Source organism: Streptomyces sp. NPDC048255 (assembly GCF_040652415.1).
Taxonomy (GTDB): domain Bacteria; phylum Actinomycetota; class Actinomycetes; order Streptomycetales; family Streptomycetaceae; genus Streptomyces.
Genome location: NZ_JBEZMA010000037.1, coordinates 18,868 through 43,819 on the forward strand (window position 1 = coordinate 18,868; position 24,952 = coordinate 43,819).

At 71.9% G+C, this 24,952-nt stretch carries 23 protein-coding genes; 13 read left to right on the forward strand and 10 right to left on the reverse strand.

From position 1 onward, the window contains the following. The first annotated feature begins 28 nt into the window (after window positions 1-28). On the forward strand, window positions 29-643 hold the full coding sequence (locus AB0D94_RS25465; RefSeq protein WP_362055903.1) for a sigma-70 family RNA polymerase sigma factor: 615 nt from the start codon (window positions 29-31) through the stop codon (window positions 641-643). 33 nt (window positions 644-676) lie between these two features. Continuing rightward, the gene (locus AB0D94_RS25470; protein WP_362055905.1) at window positions 677-1,546 is read left to right on the forward strand and encodes a polysaccharide deacetylase family protein; all 870 of its coding nucleotides are present in this window, start codon (window positions 677-679) and stop codon (window positions 1,544-1,546) included. A 131-nt stretch (window positions 1,547-1,677) separates the two neighbouring features. Here the strand turns inward: AB0D94_RS25470 and AB0D94_RS25475 are convergent, their stop codons facing one another. Beyond that, complete coding sequence (locus AB0D94_RS25475; RefSeq protein WP_362055907.1) at window positions 1,678-2,082, reverse strand: MerR family transcriptional regulator; 405 nt, start codon at window positions 2,080-2,082, stop codon at window positions 1,678-1,680. 138 nt (window positions 2,083-2,220) lie between these two features. After that, a complete protein-coding gene (locus AB0D94_RS25480; protein ID WP_362055909.1) occupies window positions 2,221-3,450 on the reverse strand; it encodes an MFS transporter in 1,230 nt (409 codons plus the stop codon). 65 nt (window positions 3,451-3,515) lie between these two features. Between AB0D94_RS25480 and AB0D94_RS25485 the strand changes: the two genes are divergently transcribed. Then, window positions 3,516-3,986, forward strand: coding sequence for a MerR family transcriptional regulator (locus tag AB0D94_RS25485; RefSeq protein WP_362055911.1), 471 nt, complete (start codon window positions 3,516-3,518; stop codon window positions 3,984-3,986). Between the two features lie 86 nt (window positions 3,987-4,072). On the opposite strand, the gene AB0D94_RS25490 is transcribed toward AB0D94_RS25485, so the two are convergent. The 3 genes from AB0D94_RS25490 to AB0D94_RS25500 all read right to left on the reverse strand — a co-directional run bounded on the left by AB0D94_RS25490 (window position 4,073) and on the right by AB0D94_RS25500 (window position 6,561). Continuing rightward, window positions 4,073-4,843 (reverse strand): glucose 1-dehydrogenase, encoded by a 771-nt coding sequence (locus AB0D94_RS25490; RefSeq protein WP_362055913.1) that lies wholly within the window; start codon window positions 4,841-4,843, stop codon window positions 4,073-4,075. 198 nt (window positions 4,844-5,041) lie between these two features. After that, the gene (locus AB0D94_RS25495; RefSeq protein ID WP_362055915.1) at window positions 5,042-5,941 is read right to left on the reverse strand and encodes an NAD(P)H-binding protein; all 900 of its coding nucleotides are present in this window, start codon (window positions 5,939-5,941) and stop codon (window positions 5,042-5,044) included. Then, window positions 5,938-6,561, reverse strand: a complete 624-nt coding sequence (locus AB0D94_RS25500) for a ScbR family autoregulator-binding transcription factor (protein WP_362055918.1) — start codon at window positions 6,559-6,561, stop codon at window positions 5,938-5,940. Before AB0D94_RS25500 ends, AB0D94_RS25495 begins: the two co-directional genes overlap by 4 nt. Window positions 6,562-6,829: 268 nt before the next feature. On the opposite strand from AB0D94_RS25500, the gene AB0D94_RS25505 reads away from it, so the two are divergent. The 3 genes from AB0D94_RS25505 to AB0D94_RS25515 all read left to right on the forward strand — a co-directional run bounded on the left by AB0D94_RS25505 (window position 6,830) and on the right by AB0D94_RS25515 (window position 11,556). After that, window positions 6,830-7,801 carry a ScbA/BarX family gamma-butyrolactone biosynthesis protein gene (locus tag AB0D94_RS25505; protein WP_362055920.1) on the forward strand — a complete coding sequence of 324 codons (972 nt, stop codon included), beginning with the start codon at window positions 6,830-6,832 and terminating at the stop codon, window positions 7,799-7,801. A gap of 185 nt (window positions 7,802-7,986) precedes the next feature. Continuing rightward, complete coding sequence (locus tag AB0D94_RS25510; protein ID WP_362056002.1) at window positions 7,987-9,825, forward strand: long-chain fatty acid--CoA ligase; 1,839 nt, start codon at window positions 7,987-7,989, stop codon at window positions 9,823-9,825. A 129-nt stretch (window positions 9,826-9,954) separates the two neighbouring features. Then, on the forward strand, window positions 9,955-11,556 hold the full coding sequence (locus AB0D94_RS25515) for an alpha/beta hydrolase (RefSeq protein WP_362055922.1): 1,602 nt from the start codon (window positions 9,955-9,957) through the stop codon (window positions 11,554-11,556). 65 nt (window positions 11,557-11,621) lie between these two features. On the opposite strand, the gene AB0D94_RS25520 is transcribed toward AB0D94_RS25515, so the two are convergent. Then, the gene (locus AB0D94_RS25520) at window positions 11,622-12,770 is read right to left on the reverse strand and encodes a lipase family protein (RefSeq protein WP_362055924.1); all 1,149 of its coding nucleotides are present in this window, start codon (window positions 12,768-12,770) and stop codon (window positions 11,622-11,624) included. 382 nt (window positions 12,771-13,152) lie between these two features. Next, window positions 13,153-14,163 (reverse strand): AraC family transcriptional regulator, encoded by a 1,011-nt coding sequence (locus AB0D94_RS25525; RefSeq protein ID WP_362055926.1) that lies wholly within the window; start codon window positions 14,161-14,163, stop codon window positions 13,153-13,155. 117 nt (window positions 14,164-14,280) lie between these two features. On the opposite strand from AB0D94_RS25525, the gene AB0D94_RS25530 reads away from it, so the two are divergent. Beyond that, the gene (locus AB0D94_RS25530) at window positions 14,281-16,032 is read left to right on the forward strand and encodes an AMP-dependent synthetase/ligase (RefSeq protein WP_362055928.1); all 1,752 of its coding nucleotides are present in this window, start codon (window positions 14,281-14,283) and stop codon (window positions 16,030-16,032) included. Between the two features lie 41 nt (window positions 16,033-16,073). Here the strand turns inward: AB0D94_RS25530 and AB0D94_RS25535 are convergent, their stop codons facing one another. After that, window positions 16,074-17,060, reverse strand: coding sequence for a helix-turn-helix transcriptional regulator (locus AB0D94_RS25535; RefSeq protein WP_362055930.1), 987 nt, complete (start codon window positions 17,058-17,060; stop codon window positions 16,074-16,076). Window positions 17,061-17,354: 294 nt separating this feature from the next. Here AB0D94_RS25535 and AB0D94_RS25540 point away from each other — a divergent pair, with 294 nt between their 5' ends. The 5 genes from AB0D94_RS25540 (at window position 17,355) to AB0D94_RS25560 (ending at window position 21,583) form a co-directional block, all read left to right on the forward strand. Next, window positions 17,355-17,507, forward strand: coding sequence for a hypothetical protein (locus tag AB0D94_RS25540; protein WP_362055932.1), 153 nt, complete (start codon window positions 17,355-17,357; stop codon window positions 17,505-17,507). Between the two features lie 5 nt (window positions 17,508-17,512). After that, entirely contained in the window at window positions 17,513-17,800 is a 288-nt protein-coding gene (locus AB0D94_RS25545) for a hypothetical protein (protein WP_362055934.1), read from the forward strand. 337 nt (window positions 17,801-18,137) lie between these two features. Then, a complete protein-coding gene (locus tag AB0D94_RS25550) occupies window positions 18,138-19,586 on the forward strand; it encodes a hypothetical protein (RefSeq protein ID WP_362055936.1) in 1,449 nt (482 codons plus the stop codon). Window positions 19,587-19,682: 96 nt separating this feature from the next. Next, on the forward strand, window positions 19,683-20,963 hold the full coding sequence (locus tag AB0D94_RS25555; protein WP_362055938.1) for a transglycosylase family protein: 1,281 nt from the start codon (window positions 19,683-19,685) through the stop codon (window positions 20,961-20,963). 254 nt (window positions 20,964-21,217) lie between these two features. Further along, the gene (locus tag AB0D94_RS25560; RefSeq protein ID WP_362055940.1) at window positions 21,218-21,583 is read left to right on the forward strand and encodes a hypothetical protein; all 366 of its coding nucleotides are present in this window, start codon (window positions 21,218-21,220) and stop codon (window positions 21,581-21,583) included. A gap of 24 nt (window positions 21,584-21,607) precedes the next feature. Here AB0D94_RS25560 and AB0D94_RS25565 read toward each other — a convergent pair whose 3' ends face one another. Both AB0D94_RS25565 and AB0D94_RS25570 read right to left on the reverse strand, forming a co-directional pair. Continuing rightward, on the reverse strand, window positions 21,608-22,009 hold the full coding sequence (locus AB0D94_RS25565) for a hypothetical protein (protein WP_362055942.1): 402 nt from the start codon (window positions 22,007-22,009) through the stop codon (window positions 21,608-21,610). 91 nt (window positions 22,010-22,100) lie between these two features. Beyond that, window positions 22,101-22,718 (reverse strand): GNAT family protein, encoded by a 618-nt coding sequence (locus tag AB0D94_RS25570; RefSeq protein WP_362055944.1) that lies wholly within the window; start codon window positions 22,716-22,718, stop codon window positions 22,101-22,103. Between the two features lie 307 nt (window positions 22,719-23,025). Between AB0D94_RS25570 and AB0D94_RS25575 the strand changes: the two genes are divergently transcribed. Next, a complete protein-coding gene (locus AB0D94_RS25575; RefSeq protein WP_362055946.1) occupies window positions 23,026-24,774 on the forward strand; it encodes a hypothetical protein in 1,749 nt (582 codons plus the stop codon). The last annotated feature ends 178 nt before the right edge of the window (window positions 24,775-24,952 follow it).

Genomic DNA, 24,952 nt, shown 5'->3' on the forward strand with positions numbered 1-24,952 from the left:
GTTTTCACCACCGGCCGACACAGAAGGTATGGCCTTGCAGCCCTGCACGCCCGTGGAAACCGATGAGGAACGCGCGCGCCGGTTCGAGCGCGACGCCCTGGCCTACCGGGGCCGGATGCACTCGGCGGCACTGCGCCTGACGCGCAACCCCGAGGATGCCGAGGACCTCGTACAGGAGACGTATGCCAAGGCGTACAAGGACTTCCATCAGTTCCGGGCCGGCACCAACCTGTGGGGCTGGCTGCACCGCATCATGACCAACGCGTACATCACCTCGTACCGCAAGAAGCGGACCCAACCCCAGCGCTCCGGCCGTGAGATCGAGGACTGGCAGCTGGCCCGCGTCAGCGCCGCCGGCCCCACCTCGAGCGGCCTGGCCTCCGCCGAGGCGCAGGTACTCAATCGCATACCTGACCCCGAACTGCTCGAAGCGCTGCGCAAGACCCCGGAGGACTTCGTCAGGGTCGTCTACCTCGCCGACGTCGAGGGCCTGCCCTACCGCGAGATCTCCCAGTTGCTCGGCATCCCGTGCGGCACCGTCACCTCCCGGCTGCACCGGGGGCGCCGGCGCCTGGGGGAGCTGCTGGCGGACTACGGGCGCCGCCGCGGCCTGGCCCCCGCCGCACAGCAGTCGACCGTCTGACCCACGGGCACGGGAACCATGAGGTGGGAGACGATGGACAACGAGCTCTTCGACTACAGCCCGATCACCGAGCGCGAGCCGATCCACTGGCCGGGCGGTGCGCGCGTGGCCTGCTACATCGGGGTGAACGTCGAGCACTACCAGGTCGACCGGCCCTCCACGAGCATCTTCGCGGGCACCGCGCAACTGGCTCCCGACCCGCTGAACTACGGCTGGCGAGACTACGGGCCACGGGTGGGCATCTGGCGGCTGATCGAGAGCCTCGACCGGTATCGGATGCGCGCCAGCGTGATGCTCAACTCCGCCGTCTGCGAGCGGTACCCGCAGATCATCCGGGCGGGGCTCGCCCGCGACTGGGCATGGGTGGCCCACGGCAGGGACAACTCCACCCTCCAGGCCGGCATGCCCACCGATGAGGAGCGCTCCTACCTGTCGGACGTCGTGGAGACCATCGAGAGGGCAACGGGCCGCCGGCCGCGCGGCTGGCTGGGGCCCGCGCTCACCGAGACCTTCGCCACGCCGGAGCTGCTGGCCGAGCTGGGCCTGCGCTACGTGCTGGACTGGTCGAACGACGACCAGCCCTACCGGCTGAACGTGCCCGGGATGCTGAGCGTGCCCTATTCGATCGAGGTGAACGACGTCAGCCTGTTCGTCGGGCAGCATCTCAGCGGGGCCGACTTCGTGACGATCGTCAAGGACCAGCTGGACCAGCTCTACGCCGATTCCGCGGACAGCGGCCGGGTGATGGCGCTGGTCCTGCACCCGTTCATCATCAACCAGCCGTTCCGGCACAAGTACCTGGACCGGGCACTCGCCTACCTGGCGAACCATCCCGGAGTGTGGCTGACGACCAGCGACGAGATCGCCGAGCACTACGCCCGCACGACCGCCCGGGAAGCGTGAGGAGTCCCGGTTCTCGCCGCCGCCGAAGCAAGGCCGGCTCGTCTCCGATGCGGTGTGCGCCGCACCCGAGACAAGCCGGCCGTCTCTGCGTCCCGGGGGATTGGACGCAGAGAGTCGAGGGGCGCGCCCTGTCAGGGCGCGCTGGTGCCGGATGCCCGGCGGTCGTCCGGCGACGCGGTGTCCTGCGGACGCGCGGCGACGATGACGGTGTCCAGTACATCGCGCGCGGCCATGAGTCCGGCCGCGGTGTCGCTGATCCGCTGGCGTTCGCGGTGCAGGACCAACAGCATGTCGGTGCAGATCGGCTCCGGCAGCCCGCCGTCTCCGATCATGCAGGGCATCAGTTCGGCGATCGCGTGGGTGCTGAGCCCGGCGGCCAGCAAGGTGCGGATGTACCGGACGGTGAGTACGTCCTCCTGGGAGTACTCGCGGAACCCGCTGGAACGACGGTGGGGCTTGAGCAGGCCCTGCTCCTCGTAGTAGCGCAACAGCCGTTCGCTGACCCCGGTGTGGCGGGCCATCGCTCCGATGAGCACGGGCCGGTCACCGTGCCGATCCGCGTCGGCTCTCCCGTCGGGTGCACGCCGTGATGCGGTGACGGCGGTGGGAGAGGGCCGCCGCCCCGCGGGGTCCGGTAGGGACCCCGCGGGCCGGGCCGACGTGCGTGCGGGTGTTCACGAGCCGACGCTGGTGCGTTTGGCAGGGAAGCCGTGGGCACGGGCGCCCACGACGACGATGAGGACGGGGGCCAGGAGCAGGAGGATGGTCCAGGGGAAGGAGTCCGAACCGACGGCGTCCAGGAGGATGCCGCCGAGGATTCCGCCACCGGCCATGGCCACGTTCCACAGGGTGACCAGCATCGCCTGCGCGGCATCCGCCTGCTCGCCGCCCGCGTCGCCCGCGGCCGTCTGCAGCAGGGTGGGCGCACCGCCCCAGCCCAGACCCCACAGCACCACGGCGACGTAGACCATGGCGGGACTGTCGGAGAGCACCGCCAGCAGAGCGGCGGCCACCGCGATCAGCAGCGTGGCGCCGATCATCAGACCCCGCAGCCGCTGGTTGATGTGCGCGCCCACGATCCAGATGCTCACCAGGGAGGCGGCGCCGAAGACCAGCAGCACCAGGTCGATGGAGTCCCCCATCCCCAGCTCGTCCAGGAACGTGGCGATGAAGGTGTACAGAACGGTGTGGGCCAGGACGAACACCAGGGTGACGAACAGGACGGGCTTCACGCCCGGCACGCGCAGGGCCCCCAGCATCGGGGTACGGGCCTCGGCCCGCTGTCCCGGGTAGTCGGGGACCGCCGCCGCGATCCAGCCGAGCAGCAGCACGGTCAGCCCGGTCATGGCCAGGAACGCGGTCTGCCAGCTGAACGTCTTGCCCAGGAAGGTGCCCGCCGGCACGCCGAGCGACAGGGCGAGCGGGATGCCCGCCATCGCGATCGCGATCGCCTTGCCCTGCAGGTGCGGGGGTGACATGCGCCGGGCGTAGCCCGCCAGCAGGGCCCATGCGAGACCCGCCGCGACGCCGGCCACGAACCGGGCCACCATCGTCAGGGAGTAGTCGTCCGAGAGGGCCGTGACCGTGTTGGCCACCGCGAATCCCGCCATGGCCGTCAGCAGCAGCCGCTTGCGGCGCCATGCCGCGGTCGCCGCTGTCAGCGGGATCGCCGTGAGCGCCGTACCGATCGCGTAGATCGTCACCGTCTGGCCGGTCGCGGACTCGCTCACGTCGAGGTCACTGCTCATCGCCGGAAGCAGTCCGGCGGGCAGCGTCTCGGTCAGGCAGGTGATGAAGACGGCCGTGGCCAGGGCCAGCAGGGCCAGCCACGGCAGTTTCTGTTCTTTTTGATTCTGGGCCCCGGATCCGGGATCAACTGAGGTCTGCGTCTCGCTTATTGACATGGTGTGAATGCTCAAACCATCACACATATGTGAAGGTCAATGCGATGAGACGTGAGGTGCATCACATGCGTATCGGAGAGCTGTCGGAGCGCACCGGCACGCCCCGCCGACTGCTGCGCTACTACGAGGAACAGCGATTGATCGCCGTTGACCGCTCGTCCAACGGCTACCGCGAATACGACGAAGTCCTGGTGGACCGCGTCCTGCAGATCAGGGGACTGCTGGACGTGGGACTGCCCACCCGCATCATCAAGGAGATCCTCCCGTGCCTGGACGAGCCGCGGGCCATCCATGTCTCCGGCGCGACACCGGAGATGATCGCCACGCTGGAGCTGGAGCGGGATCAGATGACGGAGCGCATCCAAGGCCTGATCCGCAACCGGGACGCGGTGGCCGCCTATCTCGCCACCGTGCGCGTCAATCACCGCCCGCGCACCGCATCGGCGGCGCCCTCGGCCGGCCTTCGCGCCAGGACCGGGCCGGTAGCGAACGTCCCCGCCGGGGCGCGGAGCACGGCGGGGACGCCCGCCGGCTGACGGATGGTCACACGGAGCGGGGAGGGCGACCGCTCATCCGCGTTCCCCGGCGCGGTGGACCCCGCCGGGGAATGCGGAAACGGCCCTCAGGCCGCGGTCCAGCCGCCGTCCACCGGCATCGCCGCACCGGTGACGAACGTGGAGCGGTCGCTGCACAGCCAGGCCGCGGCCTGCGCGATCTCCACCGGATCGGCCATCCGCTTCTGCACCGACCGCGACACGAAGCTCTCCTCCAGGGCCGGGGTCGCGGACAGGACCTCTTCCATCAGCTCGCTGCGCGTGCTGCCCACCACCAGGGCATTCACCCTGATCCCGCGCTCGCCGTACTCGGCCGCGGCCGAGCGGGTCAGGCCGAGCACCGCATGCTTGGCGGCCACGTACGCGGCGGAGGCCCCGGTGGCCTGGACCCCCGCGACGCTGGAGGTGTTCACCACGGATCCGCCGCCGGCGTCGAGCATCGCCGGGATCTGGTGACGGAGGCAGTTCCAGACCCCTCGCAGGTTCACGTCGATGATGCGGTCGAAGACCGCTGTGTCCGTCTCGTGGATCGTGGTGCCCGCTGAGGCCCAGCCTGCGTTGTTGAACGCGGCGTCCAGGGTGCCGAAACGTTTCACCGTAGCCGCGACGGCGTCTGCCGCATCCTGTTCACGGACCACATCGCCCGGCACCGCGAGCGCGCTGCCGCCCGCGTCCGTTATCTCCCCGACCAGCTGGTGCAGCCGGTCCGCGCGGCGGGCCATCAGCGCCACGGCCGCCCCTTCGCGGGCGAACAGCCTGGCCGCTGCCGCTCCGATGCCGCTGGAGGCTCCCGTGATCAGAACGGTCTTGCCCGCCAGCATGCCTTGCGCATTGGTCATGTCATTCCTCTCGCGTCCGCCGTCGGCCGACGCTTGCTGCGTTGTCCTCCCGCGGCGGTCGCCGTCGGGAGGCGATGGCCCACGCCAGGGGCCCCTCTTCTCGTACGGTCATCCGCCCGCGCCCGCGCCCGCGCCCGCGCCCGCGCCCGCGCCCGCGCCCGCGCCCGCGCCCGGGTGCCGGGCCCGGGCCGTTCCCCGTCAGCGAAAGTCCGCCGTGTGGCGTGCGGCCCAGGCCGGAAAAGTGCCCGCCGGCCGGCCGGTGGCCTGCTGCACGCCGGTGGTCACCTCGGCCTTGGCGCCTTCGGCCTGCCGTCGGGCGCGCGTGAGCATCGCTTCGGCGACCGGCTCGGGGAACCGCTCGCGCCACCGCCGTAGGGCCTGTTCCTCGGTCAGCTCCTCGTACGTGAGGGGCCGTCGCAGTACCTCGCCCAGTTGACGGGTCTGCTCCTGCGCGGAGAGCGCCTGAGGTCCGGTCAGGTTGTGGACGGCGGCGTGCTCCGGCGCGGTGAGGGCCCGGGCGGCCGCTCGCGCCACATCCTGCGGGTCGACGCAGGCGTTCCTGGACGACCCGTACAGCGCTCGTACGACGCCCTCGGTGCGGATGGAGGAGGCCCAGCCCAGGCTGTTGGACATGTAGGCGCGCGACCGCAGGAGGGTCCACGACAGACCGGTTGCCCTGAGCCGCTCCTCGGACTCCCGCTGCCAGGCGGTGATGAGGTCCTGGGACCCGGGGTCGTCGACCGCGGACGCGGAGAGCTTGACGACGTGCCGGACTCCGCCCGCCTGCGCGGCGGCCAGGGCGTTCGCGTCGTGGGCGGGCCGCGCCGGGTCGAACGTGACCAGGAGCAGGGCGTCGGCGCCCTCCATGACCTCCTTCAACCCGGTGCGGTCGGCGAGGTCCGCGGCGGTGATCTGGCCGGCCACCCCGTCACGTGCGGCGCGGACCGGATCCCGGGTCAGTGAGCGCACCTGGTGGGCGGGCGCCAGCAGACGGGCCACCCGGCTGCCGATCGTGCCGCTCGCTCCCGTGATGACGATGCGCAGACCGCGTGCCCTGTCCGCGCGGGAAGTGGTGTCCGGCCAGGCGGGCGCCGTCATGCGATGGTCGTCCGATCCAGGTCCAGGGAGATGCGGCGGGCGGTGGCGGGAACGGCGATGCCCGGCAGCAGCAGCTCCCACATCCGCACGGTGCGCTCGCACAAGTCCGCCCTGCCGTTGACCAGCTGGGCGTAGAGCTGCACGCCCGTACAAGCGCCCACGACGAACTCCGCGATGTTCTCGGGGACGACCTCGGGCAGGAGTTCACCGTCCTCCTCGGCGTCCCGCAAGCACTCGATCATGGACGCCTGCCAGTTGAGGAAGGTCGTGGCGTCGCGCATGCCGAAGCTGCCCTGCTCCACGGCGAGCCGTACGCCCGCCCGCAGCATCGGATCGACGGGGAGCTGGTGGGCCCATACCAGCGTGATGTCCACCAGCCGTTGCAGCCCCCGCGAGGTCACGCGCGGCTCGATCGCCTGCTGTTGGCCGTTCATCACCGCTACGGCGAGGGCTTCCTTGGACTTGAAGTGGAAGTACATCGCACCGGCCGTGAGTCCGGCCCGCTCCAGGATGCTGTTGACCAGCGCGCCGGTGTAGCCCTTCTCATCGAACTCCTCCGCTGCTGCGTGGAGAAGTGCCTCACGGGTGCGTACCGCCCGGTCCTGCTTGAGTCGCGGCATGCCCGCCGTCCTCTGATTGGTAGATCGTTCGACAAAAAAAAGAACACCATTTATGTTATCGAAGATCGGTGCCAGTGCCACCACATCGCACCGTCTGTCTCAAGGAAGCCTCGGGGGGCCCCATGACGTACTTGCCGATCCATGTAGCACCGCAGTGCCCAGCGGAGTTCGACTGCCACGCCCGCCTCTGTCTTCGCAGCTCATAGGCGCCGTTCCCGTAGTGCTCGACCGCTGTTGCCCTTCCCTGACGCTGCTTGAGGAGTACGCCATGCTGCCCGTGCCTGCCTCCATAGCCCCTCTGTCCCGCCCCATCCGCGTCCCGAGCGAGCTCGTCCACAAGCGACGGGCCGACGAGGTGCTCCTGACGGGCTGGCGCCGCACCGCGCCGGACGCCTTCACCGTTTCGGCCCACTGGCCCACCGACCACCGCTTCTACGCCGTGCGTCACGCGCTCCACGACCCGCTCCTGCTCAGCGAAACGATCCGCCAGGTCTTCCCGCTGCTTTCGCACGCCGCCTACGACGTCCCGTTCGGGCACCACCTGCTGTGGGACTACTACCACTACTCGCTGACCCGTGACGCCCTGCACGCCGAGCACCTGCCCGCCGCCCTCGACCTGCACGTCACCTGCCTGGAGGCGGTCCGCCGGGGCAACCGGGTCACCGCTCTGACCCTGCGCATCGATGCGGTCCGCGGCGGCCTGCCGCTCGCAACGGCCCGTACCCGGTTCACCGTGCAGAGCCCCGCGATCTACCGGCGGCTGCGCGCCGAGCACGGCGAGATCCGCCTGGTGCCCGAGCTTCCCCTTCCCTCGCCCGTGCCGCCGTCCCGGCTCGGCCGCACCTCGTGCCAGGACGTCGTCCTGTCGCCCACCGAGACCGCGCACCGCTGGCGGCTGAGGGTCGACAACCGCCACCCCGTACTTTTCGACCACCCCCTGGACCACGTCCCGGGAATGCTGCTGCTGGAAGCCGCCCGGCAGGCCTCCCAGGACGTGTGCCACCAGCAGCCCATGGTGGCGGTGGCCATGGACAACCACTTCTCCCGCTACGTCGAGTTCGACACCCCCTGCCATGTCGAGGCGCAGCTGTTGTCCGATGACGCGCTGGGACGCACGCGCGTCGGCATCGTGATGCGGCAGGACGGTGCGGAGCACTACTCCGCCACGGTCACCCTCGAGCCGGCGCCCACCACAAGGCACCCTGGTCAGGGTCACCGCCGCGACGGCGTGTGGCTCTGACCGGTACCACTGGTGGAGCGTCGGTGAAGAAGGGCCCCGGGGGCTGGTCGGAGCGGGATACCGGTACGTAGATTACCGGCGGTAACGCCCGTCGAGCCGAGGAGAGTGCGCCCGTGGGAGCCGAACTGAGGCCGAGGCCGGGCGCGCCCGTCGCAGCGGGCGCGCCCGCCGAACCCGTCGAACCCGTGAAGACCCTCGTCGACGGGGTGGTGCGCGAGGTGTGGGTCCCCGAGCTGGCGACGGCCCCTACCCAGGGCTCGCTCGGGGACATCCCCTTCGACAACGCCCGCGAGGCCCCCGGCGAGGCGGTGCTGGCGCGCAAGGACCGGGACGGCGTCTGGCGGGACGTGACCGCCGCCCGGTTCGCCGCCGAGGTGCTCGCCGTGGCCAAGGGGCTGATCGCCGAAGGGCTGCGCGAAGGGGACCGGCTCGCCATCATGGCCCGCACCACCTACGAGTGGACCCTGCTCGACTTCGCCGGATGGGCCGCCGGGCTGGTCACCGTACCCATCTACCCGACCTCCTCCGCCCACCAGGCGCGCTGGATCATCCACGACTCCGGCGCCGTGGCCTGCGCCGTCGAGGACACCGCCCAGGCGCGCATCATCAGCGCCGAGCGGGCCAACCTGCCCTGGCTGGCCCACCTGTGGGAATTCGACACCGGCGCGGTGGCCCGCCTGGTCAAGGCGGGGGAGCGCATCCCCGACGCGCTGGTGCACGCGCGGCGGGCCGCCCGCACACCGGAATCCGTGGCGACCCTCGTCTACACCCCCGGCACCACCGGGCAGCCCAAGGGGTGCGTGATCACGCACGCCAACTTCTTCGCCGAGGTGGACAACGCGGTGGAGCTGCTCCACCCCGTCTTCAAGTCCGTCAGCAAGGACCCGGCCTCCACGCTGCTGTTCCTGCCGCTCAGCCACATCTTCGGACGGATGGTCGCCGTCGGCTGCCTGCGCGCCCGCGTCAAGCTCGGGCACGCGCCCAGCATCCGTACGGAAGACCTCCTGGAGGACCTCGCCGGCTTCCGGCCGACCTTCCTGCTGGCGATCCCGTACGTCCTGGAGAAGGTCTACAACACCGCCCGGGCGACCGCCGAGAACATGGGCCGCGCCTCCTCCTTCGACCGGGCCGCCCGCATCGCGCGCCGCTTCGCCCAGGTGGTGGAGGGCAAGAGGCCGGGGCTGGTCCTGCGTGCGGCGCGGGCCCTGTACGACCCGCTGGTCTACCGGCGGATCCGGGCCGCGCTCGGCGGACGCGTGCGCTACGTCCTCAGCGGCGGCTCCCCGCTGGGACACCGCCTCGCCGCCTTCTACACCGGCGCGGGCATCGAGGTCTTCGAGGGCTACGGCCTGACCGAGACGACCGGGGCCAGCACCGTGACCCCGCCTCAGCGGCCCCGGCTGGGGACGGTGGGATGGCCGCTGCCGGGCACTGCCGTACGGATCGCCGACGACGGCGAGGTGCTGCTGGGCGGGCGGCACGTGTTCGCCGGGTACTGGAACACCGCGCAGGCGGTGGTGCCCGGGACCTGGCTGGCGACCGGCGACATCGGACAGCTCGACGCCGACGGGTACCTCACCATCACCGGCCGCAAGAAGGACATGATCATCACCTCCGGCGGCAAGAACGTGGCCCCCGCGCCGCTGGAGGACTGGCTGCGGGCCCATCCGCTGGTCGGGCAGTGCATGGTCGTCGGCGAGAACCGGCCGTACGTCGCGGCCCTGATCACCCTGGAACCGGAGGGGCTGGCGCACTGGCGCCGCATGCACAAGAAGGAGTCCCTGTCCCTCAGGCAGCTGGTGCGGGACGAGGAGCTGCGGGCCGAGCTCCAGAAGGCCGTCGACGACGCGAACCAGCTGGTGTCCCGGCCCGAGTCGATCCGCGCCTTCGCCGTCCTGCCGACGGAATTCACCGAGGCGGGCGGCCACCTGACCCCGTCCATGAAGCTCAAGCGGGCCGCGATCGCCCGCGACCACAGGGCGCAGATCGACGAGCTGTACCGGGGCCCGCGCCGGCGCCCGTAGGGGGTGTCCCGTGACCCGGCGGATCAAGGGCCGGGCTCCGCCGTCGGGCCGCCGCTCTGGGCGGGCGGGGCCGCGGGAGCGCGTTTATGGTGGGCTGACCGGTCCGGGGGGCCACCCGAGGAGGGTGCAGTGCACCGTTCCCGCTCCCATCGTCTGCGTCTCCGTTCCCGGTCGCGCGTCCGGTCAGGTGCGCAGGCCGTCGCCGCGGCCTGTGTCCTCGTCCTGGCCCCGCTCGGGGCCGCGCCGGCGCAGCCCGGCCAGGCCGCCGCCCCCACCGGCGGCGACCCGCTGGAACGGTTCCACGGGCAGCGCCTGCGCTGGGGCGACTGCCCCGAGAAGCGGGTGCCCGCCGGGATGCGGTGCGCGACCGTCGAGGTGCCGCTGGACTACGCCGCCCCCGCCAAGGGCACGGTCGATGTGGCCCTGGCCCGGATACCGGCCACCGACCGGAAGAAGCGGATCGGCTCGCTCCTGCTGAACTACGGAGGCCCCGGCGGCCCGGGCATCGCCGGCCTCGCCGCCGACCCCGAGCTGCTGGCCGACCTCGGCGAGCGCTACGACCTCGTCGCCTTCGACCCCCGCGGCGTCGGCCACAGCGAGCCCGTCTCCTGCGGCGGCTCCCAGCAGGTCGAGGAGGAGGCGGTCGGCTCCGCCGCGGAGCAGCTGGCCGCCCTGCGCGCCGTGGTCAGGCGCTGCGAACTGGCCTCCGGCCCGGTCCTCCCGTACATCGGCACCGTCAACGTCTCCCGCGACATGGACGTGATGCGCCAGGTCCTCGGTGACGAGAAGCTCAACTTCCTCGGCTTCTCCTACGGGACCCGGCTCGGCGCCGTGTACGCCGCGCAGTTCCCCGGGAAGACCGGCCGGATGGTCCTCGACGGCGTCGACACCCTCGCCGAACCACTGGCCGAGCAGGCCCTCGCCTCGGCACGCGGCCAGCAGCGGGCCCTCGACAACTTCCTGGCCTGGTGCGCCCACCAGCCGGGCTGTGTCTACGGGACCAACACCCGCACCGCCAAGGAGAAGGTCGAAGCCCTGGTGGCGCGGCTCGACGAGGCGCCGCTGGTCGGCCACGACGGCTCGTACGTCACCGGGCAGGACGCGGCCGGCTCCATCGCCGCGGCCCTGTACTCCCCGCACACGTGGCCCGCGCTCGCCGACGCGCTGAAGACGGCCGAGCGCTCCCGCGACCCGGTCGGGCTGCTCCAGCTCGGCGGCCCGACGGACCCGCCCGACGAGCAGGACGAGGGGGACCAGCAGGATCAGGCGTCGGCGCCCGTGCCCGCCGACAACGGCGACGCCGCGCTCGCCGCGGTGAACTGCGCCGACGACCCGGACCGGTCGAACGACAAGGCCACGCCGGCGGCCGTAGCGAAGGAAGTGATGGGCCTCCAGGAGGAGTTCCTCAGGGTCTCCAGGATCTTCGGGCCGCTCCAGCTGATGACCGTGCTCTCCTGCTACGGGCGCCCCGCCGGCACCGACTTCATCCGGAAGATCGACCACCCGGGCGCCCCGCCCATGCTGCTGGTCGGCACCCGCGGCGACCCGGCGACCCCGTACGAGTGGACCGAGGAGACGGCCGCGCGGCTGGGCTCGGCGGTGGTCGTGGACCACAAGGGCGACGGCCACACCGGGTACGTGTCCTCGGCCTGCGTACGGGGCTACGTGGACCACTTCCTGATCGACGGGCGGCTGCCGTCCGGGACGCGCTCCTGCCCCGCCGGGGACTGACCCGGCGGGGCTGCGGGCTGCGGGCTGCGGGCCGGGTCAGCGGGGGCCGGCCGCGGGCGCCGCGTTCAGCAGTTGGCGCTGGTGGGACGCCCGGCGAAGCGGTCGGCCAGCCAGTTGCCGACCTCCAGCGAGTGGGTGATCACCCCGCTGACGTGCTCACCGAGCCAGATGGTGTCGAACTCGACGTCGGCGCCCTTCGCGCACCACTCGGAGCGCAGCTGCCGGCCGACCCCGTAGGGGATCAGCTCGTCGGCGAGCGCGTGGTACTGGTACACCGGCGCGGCCGGGGCGGTCCGCCCGAGCCTGCTCTGGTTCAGCCGGGCCTGCCAGTCCGGCTGGGCGAGCGGGTTCCTGGTCGTCAGGTCGGAGATCCGCTTGAAGGAGCCGGCGATCGCGTCGATCGCCACGCAGTTCTCCTTCATCCCGGCGACGAGCAGCTTGCCCGCCGGGTTGAGGTAGGAGTTCAGGTTCAGCTCCGGGAAGGCCGCGTCCTGCCCGGCCGCCGCCATGAAGATGAGCCCGGAGCCGAAGGAGCCGTTGTTGAAGTCGGCCACCTTCATCAGGTCGGCCGGGACCCCGCCGGTCGCCGTCCCCTTCACCTGGAGCTCCGGGGCGTACGAGCCCTGCAGCTCGGCGGCCCAGCTGCTGGCCTGGCCGCCCTGGGAGTAGCCCATGATGCCGACCGGGCCGGTCGCCGACAGCCCGGCCTCCGGCAGGCGCTGGGCGGCGCGCGCCGCGTCGAGGACGGCGTGTCCGGCGGAGGGGCCCACCGTGTAGGTGTGGACGCCGGGGGTGCCGAGGCCCTCGTAGTCGGTGACGACCACGGCCCAGCCGCGCAGGGTGAGTTGCTGGATGAGGTTGGCCTCCAGGCCGGTCCCGTACGGGAAGTTGTTGCTCGGCGCGCAGGAGTCGCCCATGCCGACGGTGCCCACGGCGTAGGTGATGAGCGGGCGCGGACCGGTGCGGCCGTCCTGCGGGACGATCACGGTGCCGGAGACGAGGTTCGGGGCGCCGTCGGCGGTGGTGGAGCGGTAGTGGATCTTCCAGGCCTTGGTGCGGGTGGGCTGGCCCGGCAGGGGGTGGAAGGCGGAGGGGGCGCTGCTGACGACGTCACCGGGGCGGGCGGCGGTCTCCTCGGCCCGGGCGGTGGCGGGGATCCAGGCCGAGAAGGCCAGGGCGGCCACGGCGGCGAGGGCGGTGCTGCGGATTCGCATGGGCGGCTCTCCCGAAGACGGTCCGTGTGGGGGTGGGTGAGGTGACCGTAGTGACCGACCGGTAGGAAGGTCGCTGACCGTGCAGCTCACCTTTCCTGGCCGCGGGCACCACCCGGCCCCGCCGGCGTCTGAGGCGCGGGGTCCGGGGCGGAGCCCCAGGAGGCCCGCTCGCAGAGACCGGGGCGCCCGCGCGGCGGCGCCGCAGACGGGGACCCGCTGGGCCCTGTCCGGGCGATCTTCGCGGGCCCGCGCCGCCTGGCACGGCACCTCGCCGCGTTGTCGGACCGCGCGAGTACGGCCGAGTACGAGCTGCGCTCCTCCGCCTTGCGATGCACCGCACAAGACGACGCGGGCTGATCCACGAAGATCGCCCGGACAGGACCTAACCGCCGGAGGCGACCCGGTACGCGCCCGGGGTCGTACCCGTCCAGCGGCGGAACGCCCGGTGGAAGGCGGTGTCCTCCGAGAAGCCGAGCCGGGCCGCGAGCTCCGCGATCGGCTCACCGCTCTCCGCCAGCCCCGCGATAGCCGCGTCCCGCCGGACATGGTCCTTGAGCTGCTGGAAGGAGGTCCCCTCCTGCTGAAGCCGGCGCCGCAGCGTCGCCGGGGACACCGCGAGCCGCGCCGCCACCTCCCCGAGCGCGGGCAGCCGCGGCGAGCCGCGCAACTGCTGGGTCAGGGTCCGGCGCACCTGCTCCGCGACCGTGGTCCCGTACTCCGGCCGCGACAGCAGGTCGAAGGGGGCCCGGCGCAGCATCGCGTCGAGCGCGGGCTCGTCCCGTACGAGCGGGGCGTTCAGCCAGTGCGCGTCGAAGGCGGCGGCCGTACGGCCCGCCCCGAAGCGGACCGGGCAGTCGAAGAGGATCTCGTACTCCTCCTCGTGCGGGGGCGGGGGATAGCTGAAGGAGGCGTACGCGAGTGGGATGCGCCGCCCGATCAGCCAGCTGCTCAGCCGGTGCCAGATGGCCAGCACGCACTCGGTCAGGAAGCGCTCCTCGTCCCGGGCGAAGTCGTTGGCCACCGTGAACCGGGCCTCGCCGCCCTCCACGTCCAGCGCGAGCTCCGGCCCGCCCGGGAAGAGCCCGTAGAAGGCGGCCGCCCGCTGTGTGGCCGCGCCGAGGTCCGGGCAGCCGAGGGACGCGTAACACATCATCGCGAAGGTGCCCGGGCGGCTCGGGACGGCGCTCAGGGCGAGGAACTCGTCCTGCGTGGTCCGGTACAGCGCCCGGAACAGGCGGGCGAACTGCGCGGGCGTGATCCGCGCCCGGTCGTCGCCCAGCAGCAGCGGCGGGATCTGCGCCTCCTGGAGCAGCGGCACGGTGTCGATGCCGCTGCCGCGGGCCCCCGCGAGCACGGCGCGCACGTGGTGCACGGTGATCGTCCGCCTCCCCATGGGTCCGACGGTAGCCCCATTGAGCGCTGAGGTCAGCGGTGGTGACGCTTCCGGTCATGCCGACGGGCCGCCGCGAGTGCTTAGCGTCGAGGGTCACCAATCCCGGGGAGGCATGCGATGGACGGTCGGCCGAGCACGCTGGCGGTGTTCACCCAGTGGACCGAGGAGCGGTACGGGCCGCAGCCGGCGCTCAGGTTCCGGGCGGCGGACGGCGGATGGCAGACCCGCACCTACGCCGAACTGGGCGCGGAGGTACGGGCCGCCGGGCGGGCGCTGCTCGGGCTGGGGGTCGCGGCGGGGGAGCGGGTGGCCGTACTGGCCGAGACCCGTCCGCAATGGACCCGCACCCACTTCGCGGTCCTGGCCGCGGGCGCGGTCCTCGTCCCCGTGTACCCGACGGCGGGGGAGGAGGAGCTCGCCTGGGTCCTGTCGGACTCCGAGGCGGTGCTCGTGGTGTGCGACGACGAACGGCAGCGGGCCCGGGTCGAGGCGCTGCGGGCGAAACTGCCGGCGCTGCGGGCGGCCGTACTGATGGACGAGCTGCCCGTACTGCCGGCAGGCGAACTCGCCCCGGAATCGGCGCTCCTGGCCCGGGCGGCGGCCGTCGCCCCCGGCGCGGACGCGTCCATCGTCTACACCTCCGGCACCACGGGCCTGCCCAAGGGCTGCCGCCTCACCCACGGCAACCTCGGCGCGATCCAGGACGCGACCCTCCCGCTGATCAGGGGCGGCCCGGGGGACCGCACCTACCTCTACCTGCCGCTCGCGCACCTGCTGGCCCAGCTGATCCAGTTCACCACCCTGCTGGAGGGCGGGGAGCTCTGCTACTTCGGCGGCCGGATCGAGGACGTGCTGTCGGAGCTGGCTGAGGTGCGTCCCACCCATCTCCCTTCCGTGCCTAGGCTGTTCGAGAAGCTGCACTCGGTGGTCCTCTCGCTGGCGGAGGCCCAGGAGGGCGGCCGCGGCCGCTTCGAGGAGGCCGTGCGGCTCGGCGTACTGGCGGCCGGGGGCAGGCTGCCGGAGGAGTCGCGGGCGGCGTACGAGGCCGCGGAGACCTCGCTCTACTCACTCGTCCGGAACGCCTTCGGCGGCCGGCTGAAGTGGGCGCTCACCGGCGGCGCCCCGATCGCCCCGGCGACCCTGGACTTCCTGCGGGCCTGCGGGATCCCGGTGTTCGAGGGGTACGGGATGACGGAGTCGGGCGGGGTCATCTCCCTCAACCACCCCGGGGCGGTTCGCCACGGCACGGTCGGCCGCCCGATCGCGGGCTGCGAGGTACGGATCGCGGCGGACGGCGAGGTCCTGGCCCGGGGCCCGATGGTGTTCCCCGGCTACCACGCGAACGAGACGGCCACCGGGGAGGCCGTGGACGCGCAGGGCTGGCTGCACACCGGAGACCTCGGGGAACTGGACGCCGAGGGCTACCTGCGCATCACCGGCCGGAAGAAGGAGCTGATCATCACCTCCGCGGGGAAGAACCTCACCCCGACCGAGGTCGAATTCGCCGTACAGCGCTCCCGCTACGTCTCCCGCGCGGTCCTGATCGGCGACCGCCGCCCGCACCCGGTCGCCCTGATCACCCTGGAAGCGGAGGAGATCACCGCCTGGGCCGCCCGGGAGGGCCTCGACCTCGGACCCGTCCCGTCCGCCCACCCGGCCGTCCAGGCATTGGTCGGGGCCGCTGTGGCGGAAGCCAACGCCACGGTCTCCCGCCCCGCCCGCATCCGGGCCTTCCACGTCCTGCCGGAGGACCTCTCGGTGGACGCGGGCACCCTCACCCCGACGCTGAAGCTCCGCCGCAGAGCGGTGGCGCAGCGGTACGCGGCCCAGATCGCGGAGCTGTACGGGGACGAGCCCCTGGGCGGCTAGCGCTGTGACCGGAAAGGTTCGCCGGGCCGCAACGACACCCCTCAGAGCCAGCCCCGCTGGGCCGCCTTCAGTCCCGCCTCGAAACGGCTGGAGGCGTCCAGGCGCTCCATCAGGGCCGCCATCTGGCGCCGTACGGTGCGCAGGGAGATGCCCAGCCGTTTGGCCGCGCCCTCGTCCGTCATGCCGGAGGCGAGGAGCTTGAGCAGCTCCTTCTCACCGGGGGCCAGCCCGGTCACCTCGTCCTGGGGCCGGTCGGCGCCCAGGGGCACCGCGGAGTGCCAGGTCTGCTCGAACAGCGCGGTCAGCGAGGCGACGATGCCCGGCTCGCGGGTGCACAGGGCGCCGAGGCGGGTGTTCGCCGGGTCGACGGGTACGACGGCCACCTCGCGGTCGAAGACGAGCAGCCGGGGAGGCAGCGTCGGGTGGGTGCGGACCAGCCCGCCCTCCTGCGTCATCCAACGGGCGTAGGCGAGCGTGGCGGGGTCGTTGCGCACGCTGTCCTGGTAGAGGGTAAGGAGCGACACGCCGCGGCTCATCGCGTCCTCGTCCAGGGGGCGCGAGGCGTCCAGGCTCGCCTGCGACTGCGCGCCGCCCGGCATCACGGCCAGGCACTCGCGCGTGACCGCCTTCCCGAGCACTTCGAGCTTGCTCTGGATCGCGTCGAGCCCGACGAGGCGTTCCGTGGTGTCGGCCTGCACGTTCGGCCGCAGGTCCGCGTACTCGGCCACGGCCCGCGCCGCGGCCGCCTTGCTGCGGGCGAGCTCCTGCTGGCGGCGCAGCAGGTCCTCCTCCTGGCGGCGCAGGATCAGCTCCAGCCCCACCTCCGGACTGACCGGGCGCAGCGCACCGGGTATGTCCCGTGAGGCGCGCAGGAGTTCGAGGTCGGCGAGCTCGTCCAGAGCCGCCCGTACGGCAGCCTCGGGCATCCCCAGCCGCTCGCAGAGGTCGCCGACCCCGCCGAGCGGGTCCGCGAGCATCGCGCGGTAGACGGCTTCCGATGCGGTGCCCAAACCCAGTACTGCCAGCATGTCCCAGCCCCCCGACTGACAAGCGAACACTCTTGTTCTGCACGTGATCATCGCAGGACCTGCGCAGACGCCGCAATCAATGGGTCTCGCGGAGCGGAAAACGCGGCGAGGTGGCACCAAGGTGCCAGGCCGCTTGGTGCCGGACCGAACCCCTTCCGAGGCCTTACCGGCCCGACCAAGATGGTGATCACACCGGAACGGCGGGGGAAACGAAAAACCCCCGGCCAGGCCCCAGGGCCCGGCCTGCAGCCCGACCGGATCCAAAATCCACGTCGTCACTTCGGGGGCACAGCCATGTCCAGAACCACTCGCCGCATCACCACCGCCATCGCCTCCGCCCTCCTGGGCGGCGCCCTCGCCGCCGGAACCGGCATCGGCTGGGACGCGGCTCCCGCCTCGGTCAGCGCCAAGGGCTCGGTCGTGGCCAACGGCATCGGCTGGGACTGATCTGGATGCTCCTCGTCCACCTGCCCCTGGCCAGTGACACCGGCTTAGCGGGCACGGAGAACGAAGCCGCCCTGCTCCAGGACGCCGTATGGGCCCACGCCGGCCCGCAGCACGCTCTGGAACACATCAGGGTCCGCCCCGTCGAGCACGGCATGAACGTCGCCCTCTTCGTCCGGGCCGACGACCTCGCCGCCGCCAGGACCAAGGCCCGCAGCCTGCTCGCGGCCGCACTCGGATCGGGCGCCGCCCGTGGGTACTGCCTCGCCCCCGCGGTGAGGGGAGGGCCACGGTGAAACACGGCCCGACGCTTCCCTCCACCACACCTGAGCCACTCGCACCACCTACAAGACCTGCACGACCTGCACCGGCAGTCGTACCCGCACCAACAGCCGTACCCGCTCCACCCGTTCGACCGGCCCGCCGCTCACCCGTCGCCGACCGCTGCTCCTGCAGGGCAGCTGTCCATCACGGAGTGACCCGCCGTAGAGCCGTCACACCGCCGGGCACGGCCACCGCGCCGCCCGCCTTTCCCCGCCCACCTGCCAACGGGCGGATCCCAGCTTCGCAACACCTTCCCGCCACACCGTCTCGGCCCTGATGCCCAGGGCCACCATGCCTCTGGAGAGCATCATGTCCGCACGCCGTACCCGCACCCTGTCCATCGCCCTCGCCGCCTTCGTCGCCGCACCCCTGATGGCCGTCCTGCCCGCCGGGCTGGCGAACGCCGAATCCCAGGCCGTGGCGTCCATCGCCCGAGCTCAGGTCGGCAACACCTGCGGCGACTACAACTGCCAGCACCCGAGCGCCTGGTGCGCCGAGTTCACCCGCTGGGTCTGGAACAAGGCCGGCGCGAACGTCTCCGGCATCGACGCCAGAGCCGTCAGCCTCTACGAGTACGGCAAGAACAAGGGAACGCTCCACAGCACCCCGCAGGTCGGTGACGCGGTCCTCTACGACAACGACGGCAACCTGAACGACGGCGAGGCCAACCACGTCAACATCGTGGTCGCCGTCTCCGGTGACCAGATCCAGACCGTCGGCGGAAACGAGAGCGGCGGCGTGCGCTTCCGCGGCTGGTTCAACTGGCGCACCAACTCCTCCCCGGTCGGCGCCGGCCGCGCCCTCGCCTTCATCGGCCCGGCCGGTCTGAGCGAGACCCCCGCGCCGCAGGTCAGCAAGGCCGGCGACATCTTCCACGCCACCCGTCTGCCCGACGGCAACTGGGAGGGCTTCCAGCCGCTGAACGGCTTCGGCGGTGCGACCTACTTCAACGCCTCGCAGGAGTCCATCGCCGCCACGCCGGACGGCTCGACCCAGACGCTCGCCACGGGCAACGACGGCAACCTCTACCACACGGCCCGCTACCCGGACGGCTCGTGGACCGGCTGGGGGGCGCTGCCCGGCTACGACGGCGCGGCGCAGTTCGGGGCCAAGGGCCAGACGATGGCCGGCATGCCCAACGGCGACGCCCAGGTCATGGCGATCGGCAACGACAGCAAGATCTACCACAACGCCCGCTTCCAGAACGGTTCCTGGCAGGGCTGGGCCCCGGTCGGCACCTGGTCCGCCAAGAAGATCGCGGCCGCTCCGATGCCCGACGGCAGCATGCAGGTGCTCATCGTCGGCAACGACGGCAACGTCTACCACAGCATCCGTTCCGTGCACGGTGAATGGCAGGCCTGGAACGCGGTGTCCGGCATCGGCACGGACGCGACCCTCCAGGCGAGCAACATCTCGGTCGCGGGAATGCCGAACGGGGACGCCCAGTTCCTGGCCACCACCGCCGACGGGACCGTCCACCACAACATCCGCACCGTCGCCGGCCACTGGCAGGGCTGGGGCAAGGTGGCCGGCTTCGGCGGGGCCGCGAGCTTCGCGGCGAGCAGCATCGCCATCACCGGCATGCCGAACGGCGACACCCAGATGCTTGCGGTCGGCAACGACGGCAAGGCGTACCACTCGGCCCGCTACTCCAACGGCCAGTGGCAGGGCTGGTGGAACACGGGCATGGGCGCCCAGAAGGTCGCCATCGCGGGTCTGACCAACGGCGAGACGCAGATGCTCGCCACCCGCAACTAGCCCTCAGCGCCCCCGGGCCGGCCCGCCGCTCAGGCGGGCCGGCCCCGTACGCCGCCGCCCTCCCCCGTGTCCAGAGATCCAGAGAAGAGACCTCCGATGTCCCGCACCCCGCGCCGCCCGCGTCTCGCCGCCGCCATCGCCACCGCTGCCGTCACCCTCAGCCTCTCCGCCCTCTCCGTCGGCTCGGCCCAGGCCGCTTCCGTCGCCACCTGGGACAAGGTGGCGCAGTGCGAGAGCACCAACAACTGGAGCATCAACACCGGTAACGGCTACTACGGCGGCCTCCAGATACTCAAGAGCACCTGGGACGCCTTCGGGGGCAAGCAGTACGCGGCCTACCCCCACCAGGCCACCAAGAAGCAGCAGATCCTCGTCGCCGAGAAGATCCTCGCCGGACAGGGCGCCGGAGCCTGGGGCGGCTGCGCCATCAAGGCCAACCTGGCCGCGGACCACGCGGACCCGTACCCCGCCGACACCACCCCCGTCAGCCAGGCCGGGGACTTCTACCACTCGATCCGCCAGGTCAGCGGTACGTGGACGGGCTTCAAGCCGGTCGGCGGCTTCGACGGCGCACCGTTCTTCAACGGATCACAGGAAGCCATCACCGCCACGCCGGACGGCTCGGCCCAGGTGCTCGGCGCCGGCAACGACGGCAACCTGTACCACCAGGCCCGCTTCTCGAACGGCTCGTGGACGGGCTGGGAGGCCCTGTCCGGCTACGACGGCGCGTCCCACTTCGGCGCGAAGGGCGAGGCCATCGCGGGCATGCCCAACGGCGACGCCCAGATCATGGCGATCGGCAACGACGGCAAGATCTACCACAACGCCCGCTTCCAGAACGGCTCCTGGCAGGGCTGGAGCCCGATCGGCAACTGGGGCGCCCAGCGGATCGCCGCCGCCGCCCTCCCGAACGGTGACATGCAGGTGCTGATCGTCGGAAACGACGGCAACCTCTACCACAACCTCCGTACCGTCGCCGGTGCCTGGCAGGGCTGGAACGCCGTCGCGGGTACGGGCACCGCCACCACGTTCCAGGCGGGCAGCATCGCCATCGCCGGCCTGCCGAACGGCGACAGCCAGCTCCTGGCGGTCGGCAACGACGGCAAGGCCTACCACAACATCCGCTTCGCGAGCGGTTCCTGGCAGGGCTGGGGCGCCGTCGAGGGCATCACCTCCCCGAGCAGCGTCGCGATCACCGGAATGCCCAACGGCGACACCCAGATCCTCGCCACGGCCCAGGGCGGCGCCACCCTCCACAACGCCCGCTTCGCGAGCGGTTCCTGGCAGGGCTGGGGCAACACGGGCCAGGGCTCCCAGAAGGTGGCCCTGGCGGGCATGCCCAACGGCGACGCCCAGATGCTGGTGACGCGCAACTGAGCGGGCTCGCTCCTGCTCCAGCTCCGGCTCCTCTCGTCTGTTCCGCCTGCTGCCTGCTGCCTGCTACCCGCCGCCCGCCGCCCCCGACTCAGTCGGGGGCGGCGGGCGGTGGTGGTGGGTCGTGGCACAGGCCTCCGAAGCCACCGCCCCGCCCCGCCCCGCCCCGGTCGCGGGGCGGTGGTTTCGGGGACAGGCTGGAGGTGGTGAGTATCCCCAGGTCCCCGGGTTCTCGGAGGACCGGATGCGGAGGAGTCATGGTGGCGACGACGCGCGACGGTGCTCCTGTCGCGATCGAAGGCAATGGCGTGGAGCTGCGCATGAAGGAGGTCGGGGGAGACATGACCGTCGCGTTCGTGCGGTTTCCCAAGGGCACGGACATGGCGCCCGCGGTCAAGGGGCTGCCCGACGACATGTGCCAGTGCCCCCATTGGGGGTACCTCTTCAAGGGCCGGCTGAAGATGCGGACGAAGCACGGGGACGAGGTCTACGAGGCCGGCGAGGCGTTCTACTGGCCCCCGGGTCACGTTCCGGAAGCGCTTGAGGACTGTGAGTACATGGACTTCTCGCCGACGAGGGAGTTCGGCGAAGTGATCGACTACATCAAGGCGCAGTCGGGCTGAATCGACCGGCTGAATCGACCCCCCTCAGCCCTGCGGGAATTCCGTCAGGCGGTTCACCTCGGCCGCGTGTTCGCTGAGGCGGTGGGCGGTGCTGCCCGAGGTGTAGAGGATCGTGCCGACCACGGCCGTCGGCAGGGAGAGCAGCAGCAGGGCGAGGAGTCCGGCCCAGTCGCGCTCGGCGGAGCAGCGGGTGCCCTCGGCGTCGGCGTAGTCGTCGTAGGGGCGGTCCCTGTCATCGTGGGCGGTGTAGAAGACGCGGGATTCGCAGTCCAGGTCGTCGTGGCGGCCCGATCCCGTGAAGGGGAGCAGCAGCTGGGAAGCGATCCACAGCCAGATCCCGGCGGAGAAGGCGAGCAGGCCGAAGCCCCAGGTCTGCCTGCGCCGTGCTCGTCCGCGGAAAGCCGTGTCGTACACCAGTGCTCTCATGGCGCCGAAATTAGCAGCCGGTCCGGCAGCCGATGCCGCCCCGGCAGCCCGTGCAGGTCCGGCGACCGGCGCCGCCTCGGCTCCCGGCCCGTCACGCCCCCGCCGCCCCGCCCCCCGTCGGGTGGCCGCGGTGGTGGGACCATTCCGGCGCGAGGATGGACATCGTCAGGGCGTCCACCCGCTCGCCCTCCCACAGCAGCGCGTCACGCAGCACGCCCTCGGGTACGAAGCCGACCTTCGTGTAGACGTGGCGGGCGCGGGGGTTGAAGGCGTAGACCTCCAGCGAGATGCGGTGCAGGCCCAGCTGTTCGAAGCCGTAGCCGACGATCAGTCTCGTCGCTTCCGTTCCCAGGCCGCGTCCGGAGGTGCCGGGTACGAGGCAGATGCGGAAGCTGCAGCTCTCGTTGCCGCTGTCCCACTCGTTGAGGACAACCTCGCCGATGACCGCCCCCGTGGCCCGGTCGACCACCGCCAGGTCCAGCCGGCCGTCCTGGTCGTGCCGGGTGGCGTACCAGGCCCGTATCTCCGCCTCGTCGGGCTCGGCGTAGTCGTGGTCGCCGGTCAGCCGCATGGCTTCGGCGTCCCGGAACATCGGCATCAGCGCGGGCACGTCCTTCACCGTGATCGGCCGGAGCAGGACCAGTTCGCCGTTGAGGGTGGGCTTGGTGAGGAAGTCGGTCGCCGGAGGGGTTCGATCATGATCGGGCATGGCCGCATTGTGTCCGGCCGACCGGTGCGCCGTCCTGTGAGATTCGGCGTACGTGCGTGCGTGCGGGCCGCCCGGCGGCGGCGTGAAGGAGTGAAGCAGGAAGAAAGCGGCGGACTTTGGGGTGATTCGGGCATGCGCGGAAGGTCTCCGTCCGTCAGGTCGTGAGGACCCGGTGAAGCCGAGACGAATGGTGCGTCACATCTCCCGGGGGGACGGCGAGTCGTATCCGAATACCTGATAGACAGGGGATATTCACGGCTCGTCCGGCTGTCGACGTCGATGGCCGCCTTGGGGGGATCGCCGCACTGTGAAGCCGCTTCACCGTCACCTCGTCAGCACCTCGCGCAAAGTCCTGTGCACGGCTGCCCTCGCGGCCAGCCTGACCACGGCCGCGGTGGTGACCAGTCCGTCGACCGCGGACGCGGGCGAGTCCGGGCCCACCCCGGACAGTCCGCAGGCCACCGACCGCGGAGACGCCCGGCTGGACCTGCCCGCGGAGGTCGCCGACCCGCAGGTGCCTCCCACGACACCCACGACCGAGGGGGCCAGCGGGATACCCGGGACCGCCCTCGACGCCTACCGCCGCGCCGAGCTGTCGGTGGCGGCCGCGCTCCCCGGCTGCAAGCTGCCCTGGCAGCTGCTCGCCGGCATCGGCCGGGTCGAGTCGGTGCACGCCTCGGGCTACGGGCTCAAGGCCGACGGCTCCACCGAGAGGCCCATCCGCGGCCCGCGCCTCGACGGCAACGGCTTCGCCAAGATCCTGGACACGGACAAGGGCGAGTGGGACGCGGACACCGAGTACGACCGGGCGTTCGGCCCGATGCAGTTCATCCCCTCCACCTGGGCCACCTGGAAGGCCGACGGCAACGGGGACGGCAAGCGCGACGCCAACAACATCTACGACGCGGCGCTGGGCGCGGGCCTCTACCTGTGCGCGGGCGACAAGGACCTCAGCAACCCGGCCAGGCTGGACGCGGCGATCCTCAGCTACAACAACTCGCGCGAGTACGTGAACACGGTGCTCGGCTACATGCGGCAGTACCAGGAGGGCGGCGCCGCCGAGGTGCCGAACCCGCCCGTCGGGAACTACCCGACCCCGCCGCCGGGCACCCTGCCGACGCCGCAGCCGCCGGTCACCACGCGGCCCCCGGTCACGCCGACGCAGCCGGTCAAGCCGACGGCGCCCACCACCCCGCCGACGACGCCCCCGACCACCCCGCCCACCACACCCCCGACCACCCCGCCGACCGAGCCGGAGAAGCCCGCCCCGCACCTGGCCGCGCTGGAGCTGCTCGGAAGTCCCGGGCTCACGGCGGAGGCCGGGTCGGCCTTCGCGCGGGAGGCCAAGGTCAGGGCGCTGCTCAGCGACGGCAAGCCCGCCGCCGGCCAGGAGGTCGTCTTCGCGGTCGAGGAGGACACCACCGGCGGCACCGCCTTCGCCAAGTCCGAGGACTCGGTGGTGGTCAAGACGGACGCCGACGGCGTCGCGGCCGCGCCCGGTCTCACGGCGGGCACCAAGGCCGGCACCTTCACCCTGCGGGCCTCGGCCTACGGCCGCGTGGGCGTGCGTACGGTGAAGTTCGCCGGCACGGTCACCCCGAAGCCCCTGCCCTTCGCGGACCTGCTGGTCCGTACCGACGGCACGAAGCCGCTGGAGGCGGCCGCCGGCAAGAGCTTCCAGGGCATCGAGGTCCTGGCCACGGCCGAGGGCAAGCCCGTCGCCGGTACGGAGACCACCGCGGGCCTGGTCGAGAAGGACGCGGCCGGCAAGTGGGTCCCGGTGGACCCGGCGACCGCGAAGGGCCCGTACTTCCAGGGCGAGGCCGGCAAGAAGCTCTTCACCCTGAAGCTGCCCGAGACCGGCGCCGACGGCAAGATCGCCGTGCCGGAGCTCCTCACCAAGGACGTGGCCCCGGGTACGTACTTCCTGCGTCTGACCACCCCGCAGAACGTGACCCTGATCCTGGAACTCAAGATCACGGCCCCTGCGACGGACCCCGCGACGGACCCGGCGAAGGACCCCGCCAAGGCCCCCGCCACGGACCCGGCGAAGTAGCCCGTCCGCGGGACGACGACGCAGCAAGCCGCCCCCGGCGCCGTGGAAACGGTGCCGGGGGCGGCTTCGTCGTACCGTCCCCCCACCCGGGAGGGAAAAGGCAGGAGCCCTGCCGCTCTGCTTGCGCAGAAGGTGACAGGGCTCCTTGGGTACTGCATATCCAACCGCGAGAGTTGGC

Coding starts and splice junctions, on each gene's coding strand:
- AB0D94_RS25465 (WP_362055903.1), top strand. CDS start 29: ATGGCCTTGCAGCCCTGCACGCCCGTGGAAACCGATGAGGAACGCGCG.
- AB0D94_RS25470 (WP_362055905.1), top strand. CDS start 677: ATGGACAACGAGCTCTTCGACTACAGCCCGATCACCGAGCGCGAGCCG.
- AB0D94_RS25480 (WP_362055909.1), bottom strand. CDS start 3,450: ATGTCAATAAGCGAGACGCAGACCTCAGTTGATCCCGGATCCGGGGCC.
- AB0D94_RS25485 (WP_362055911.1), top strand. CDS start 3,516: ATGCGTATCGGAGAGCTGTCGGAGCGCACCGGCACGCCCCGCCGACTG.
- AB0D94_RS25490 (WP_362055913.1), bottom strand. CDS start 4,843: ATGACCAATGCGCAAGGCATGCTGGCGGGCAAGACCGTTCTGATCACG.
- AB0D94_RS25495 (WP_362055915.1), bottom strand. CDS start 5,941: ATGACGGCGCCCGCCTGGCCGGACACCACTTCCCGCGCGGACAGGGCA.
- AB0D94_RS25500 (WP_362055918.1), bottom strand. CDS start 6,561: ATGCCGCGACTCAAGCAGGACCGGGCGGTACGCACCCGTGAGGCACTT.
- AB0D94_RS25505 (WP_362055920.1), top strand. CDS start 6,830: ATGCTGCCCGTGCCTGCCTCCATAGCCCCTCTGTCCCGCCCCATCCGC.
- AB0D94_RS25520 (WP_362055924.1), bottom strand. CDS start 12,770: ATGCGAATCCGCAGCACCGCCCTCGCCGCCGTGGCCGCCCTGGCCTTC.
- AB0D94_RS25525 (WP_362055926.1), bottom strand. CDS start 14,163: ATGGGGAGGCGGACGATCACCGTGCACCACGTGCGCGCCGTGCTCGCG.
- AB0D94_RS25530 (WP_362055928.1), top strand. CDS start 14,281: ATGGACGGTCGGCCGAGCACGCTGGCGGTGTTCACCCAGTGGACCGAG.
- AB0D94_RS25535 (WP_362055930.1), bottom strand. CDS start 17,060: ATGCTGGCAGTACTGGGTTTGGGCACCGCATCGGAAGCCGTCTACCGC.
- AB0D94_RS25540 (WP_362055932.1), top strand. CDS start 17,355: ATGTCCAGAACCACTCGCCGCATCACCACCGCCATCGCCTCCGCCCTC.
- AB0D94_RS25545 (WP_362055934.1), top strand. CDS start 17,513: ATGCTCCTCGTCCACCTGCCCCTGGCCAGTGACACCGGCTTAGCGGGC.
- AB0D94_RS25550 (WP_362055936.1), top strand. CDS start 18,138: ATGTCCGCACGCCGTACCCGCACCCTGTCCATCGCCCTCGCCGCCTTC.
- AB0D94_RS25555 (WP_362055938.1), top strand. CDS start 19,683: ATGTCCCGCACCCCGCGCCGCCCGCGTCTCGCCGCCGCCATCGCCACC.
- AB0D94_RS25560 (WP_362055940.1), top strand. CDS start 21,218: ATGGTGGCGACGACGCGCGACGGTGCTCCTGTCGCGATCGAAGGCAAT.
- AB0D94_RS25565 (WP_362055942.1), bottom strand. CDS start 22,009: ATGAGAGCACTGGTGTACGACACGGCTTTCCGCGGACGAGCACGGCGC.
- AB0D94_RS25570 (WP_362055944.1), bottom strand. CDS start 22,718: ATGCCCGATCATGATCGAACCCCTCCGGCGACCGACTTCCTCACCAAG.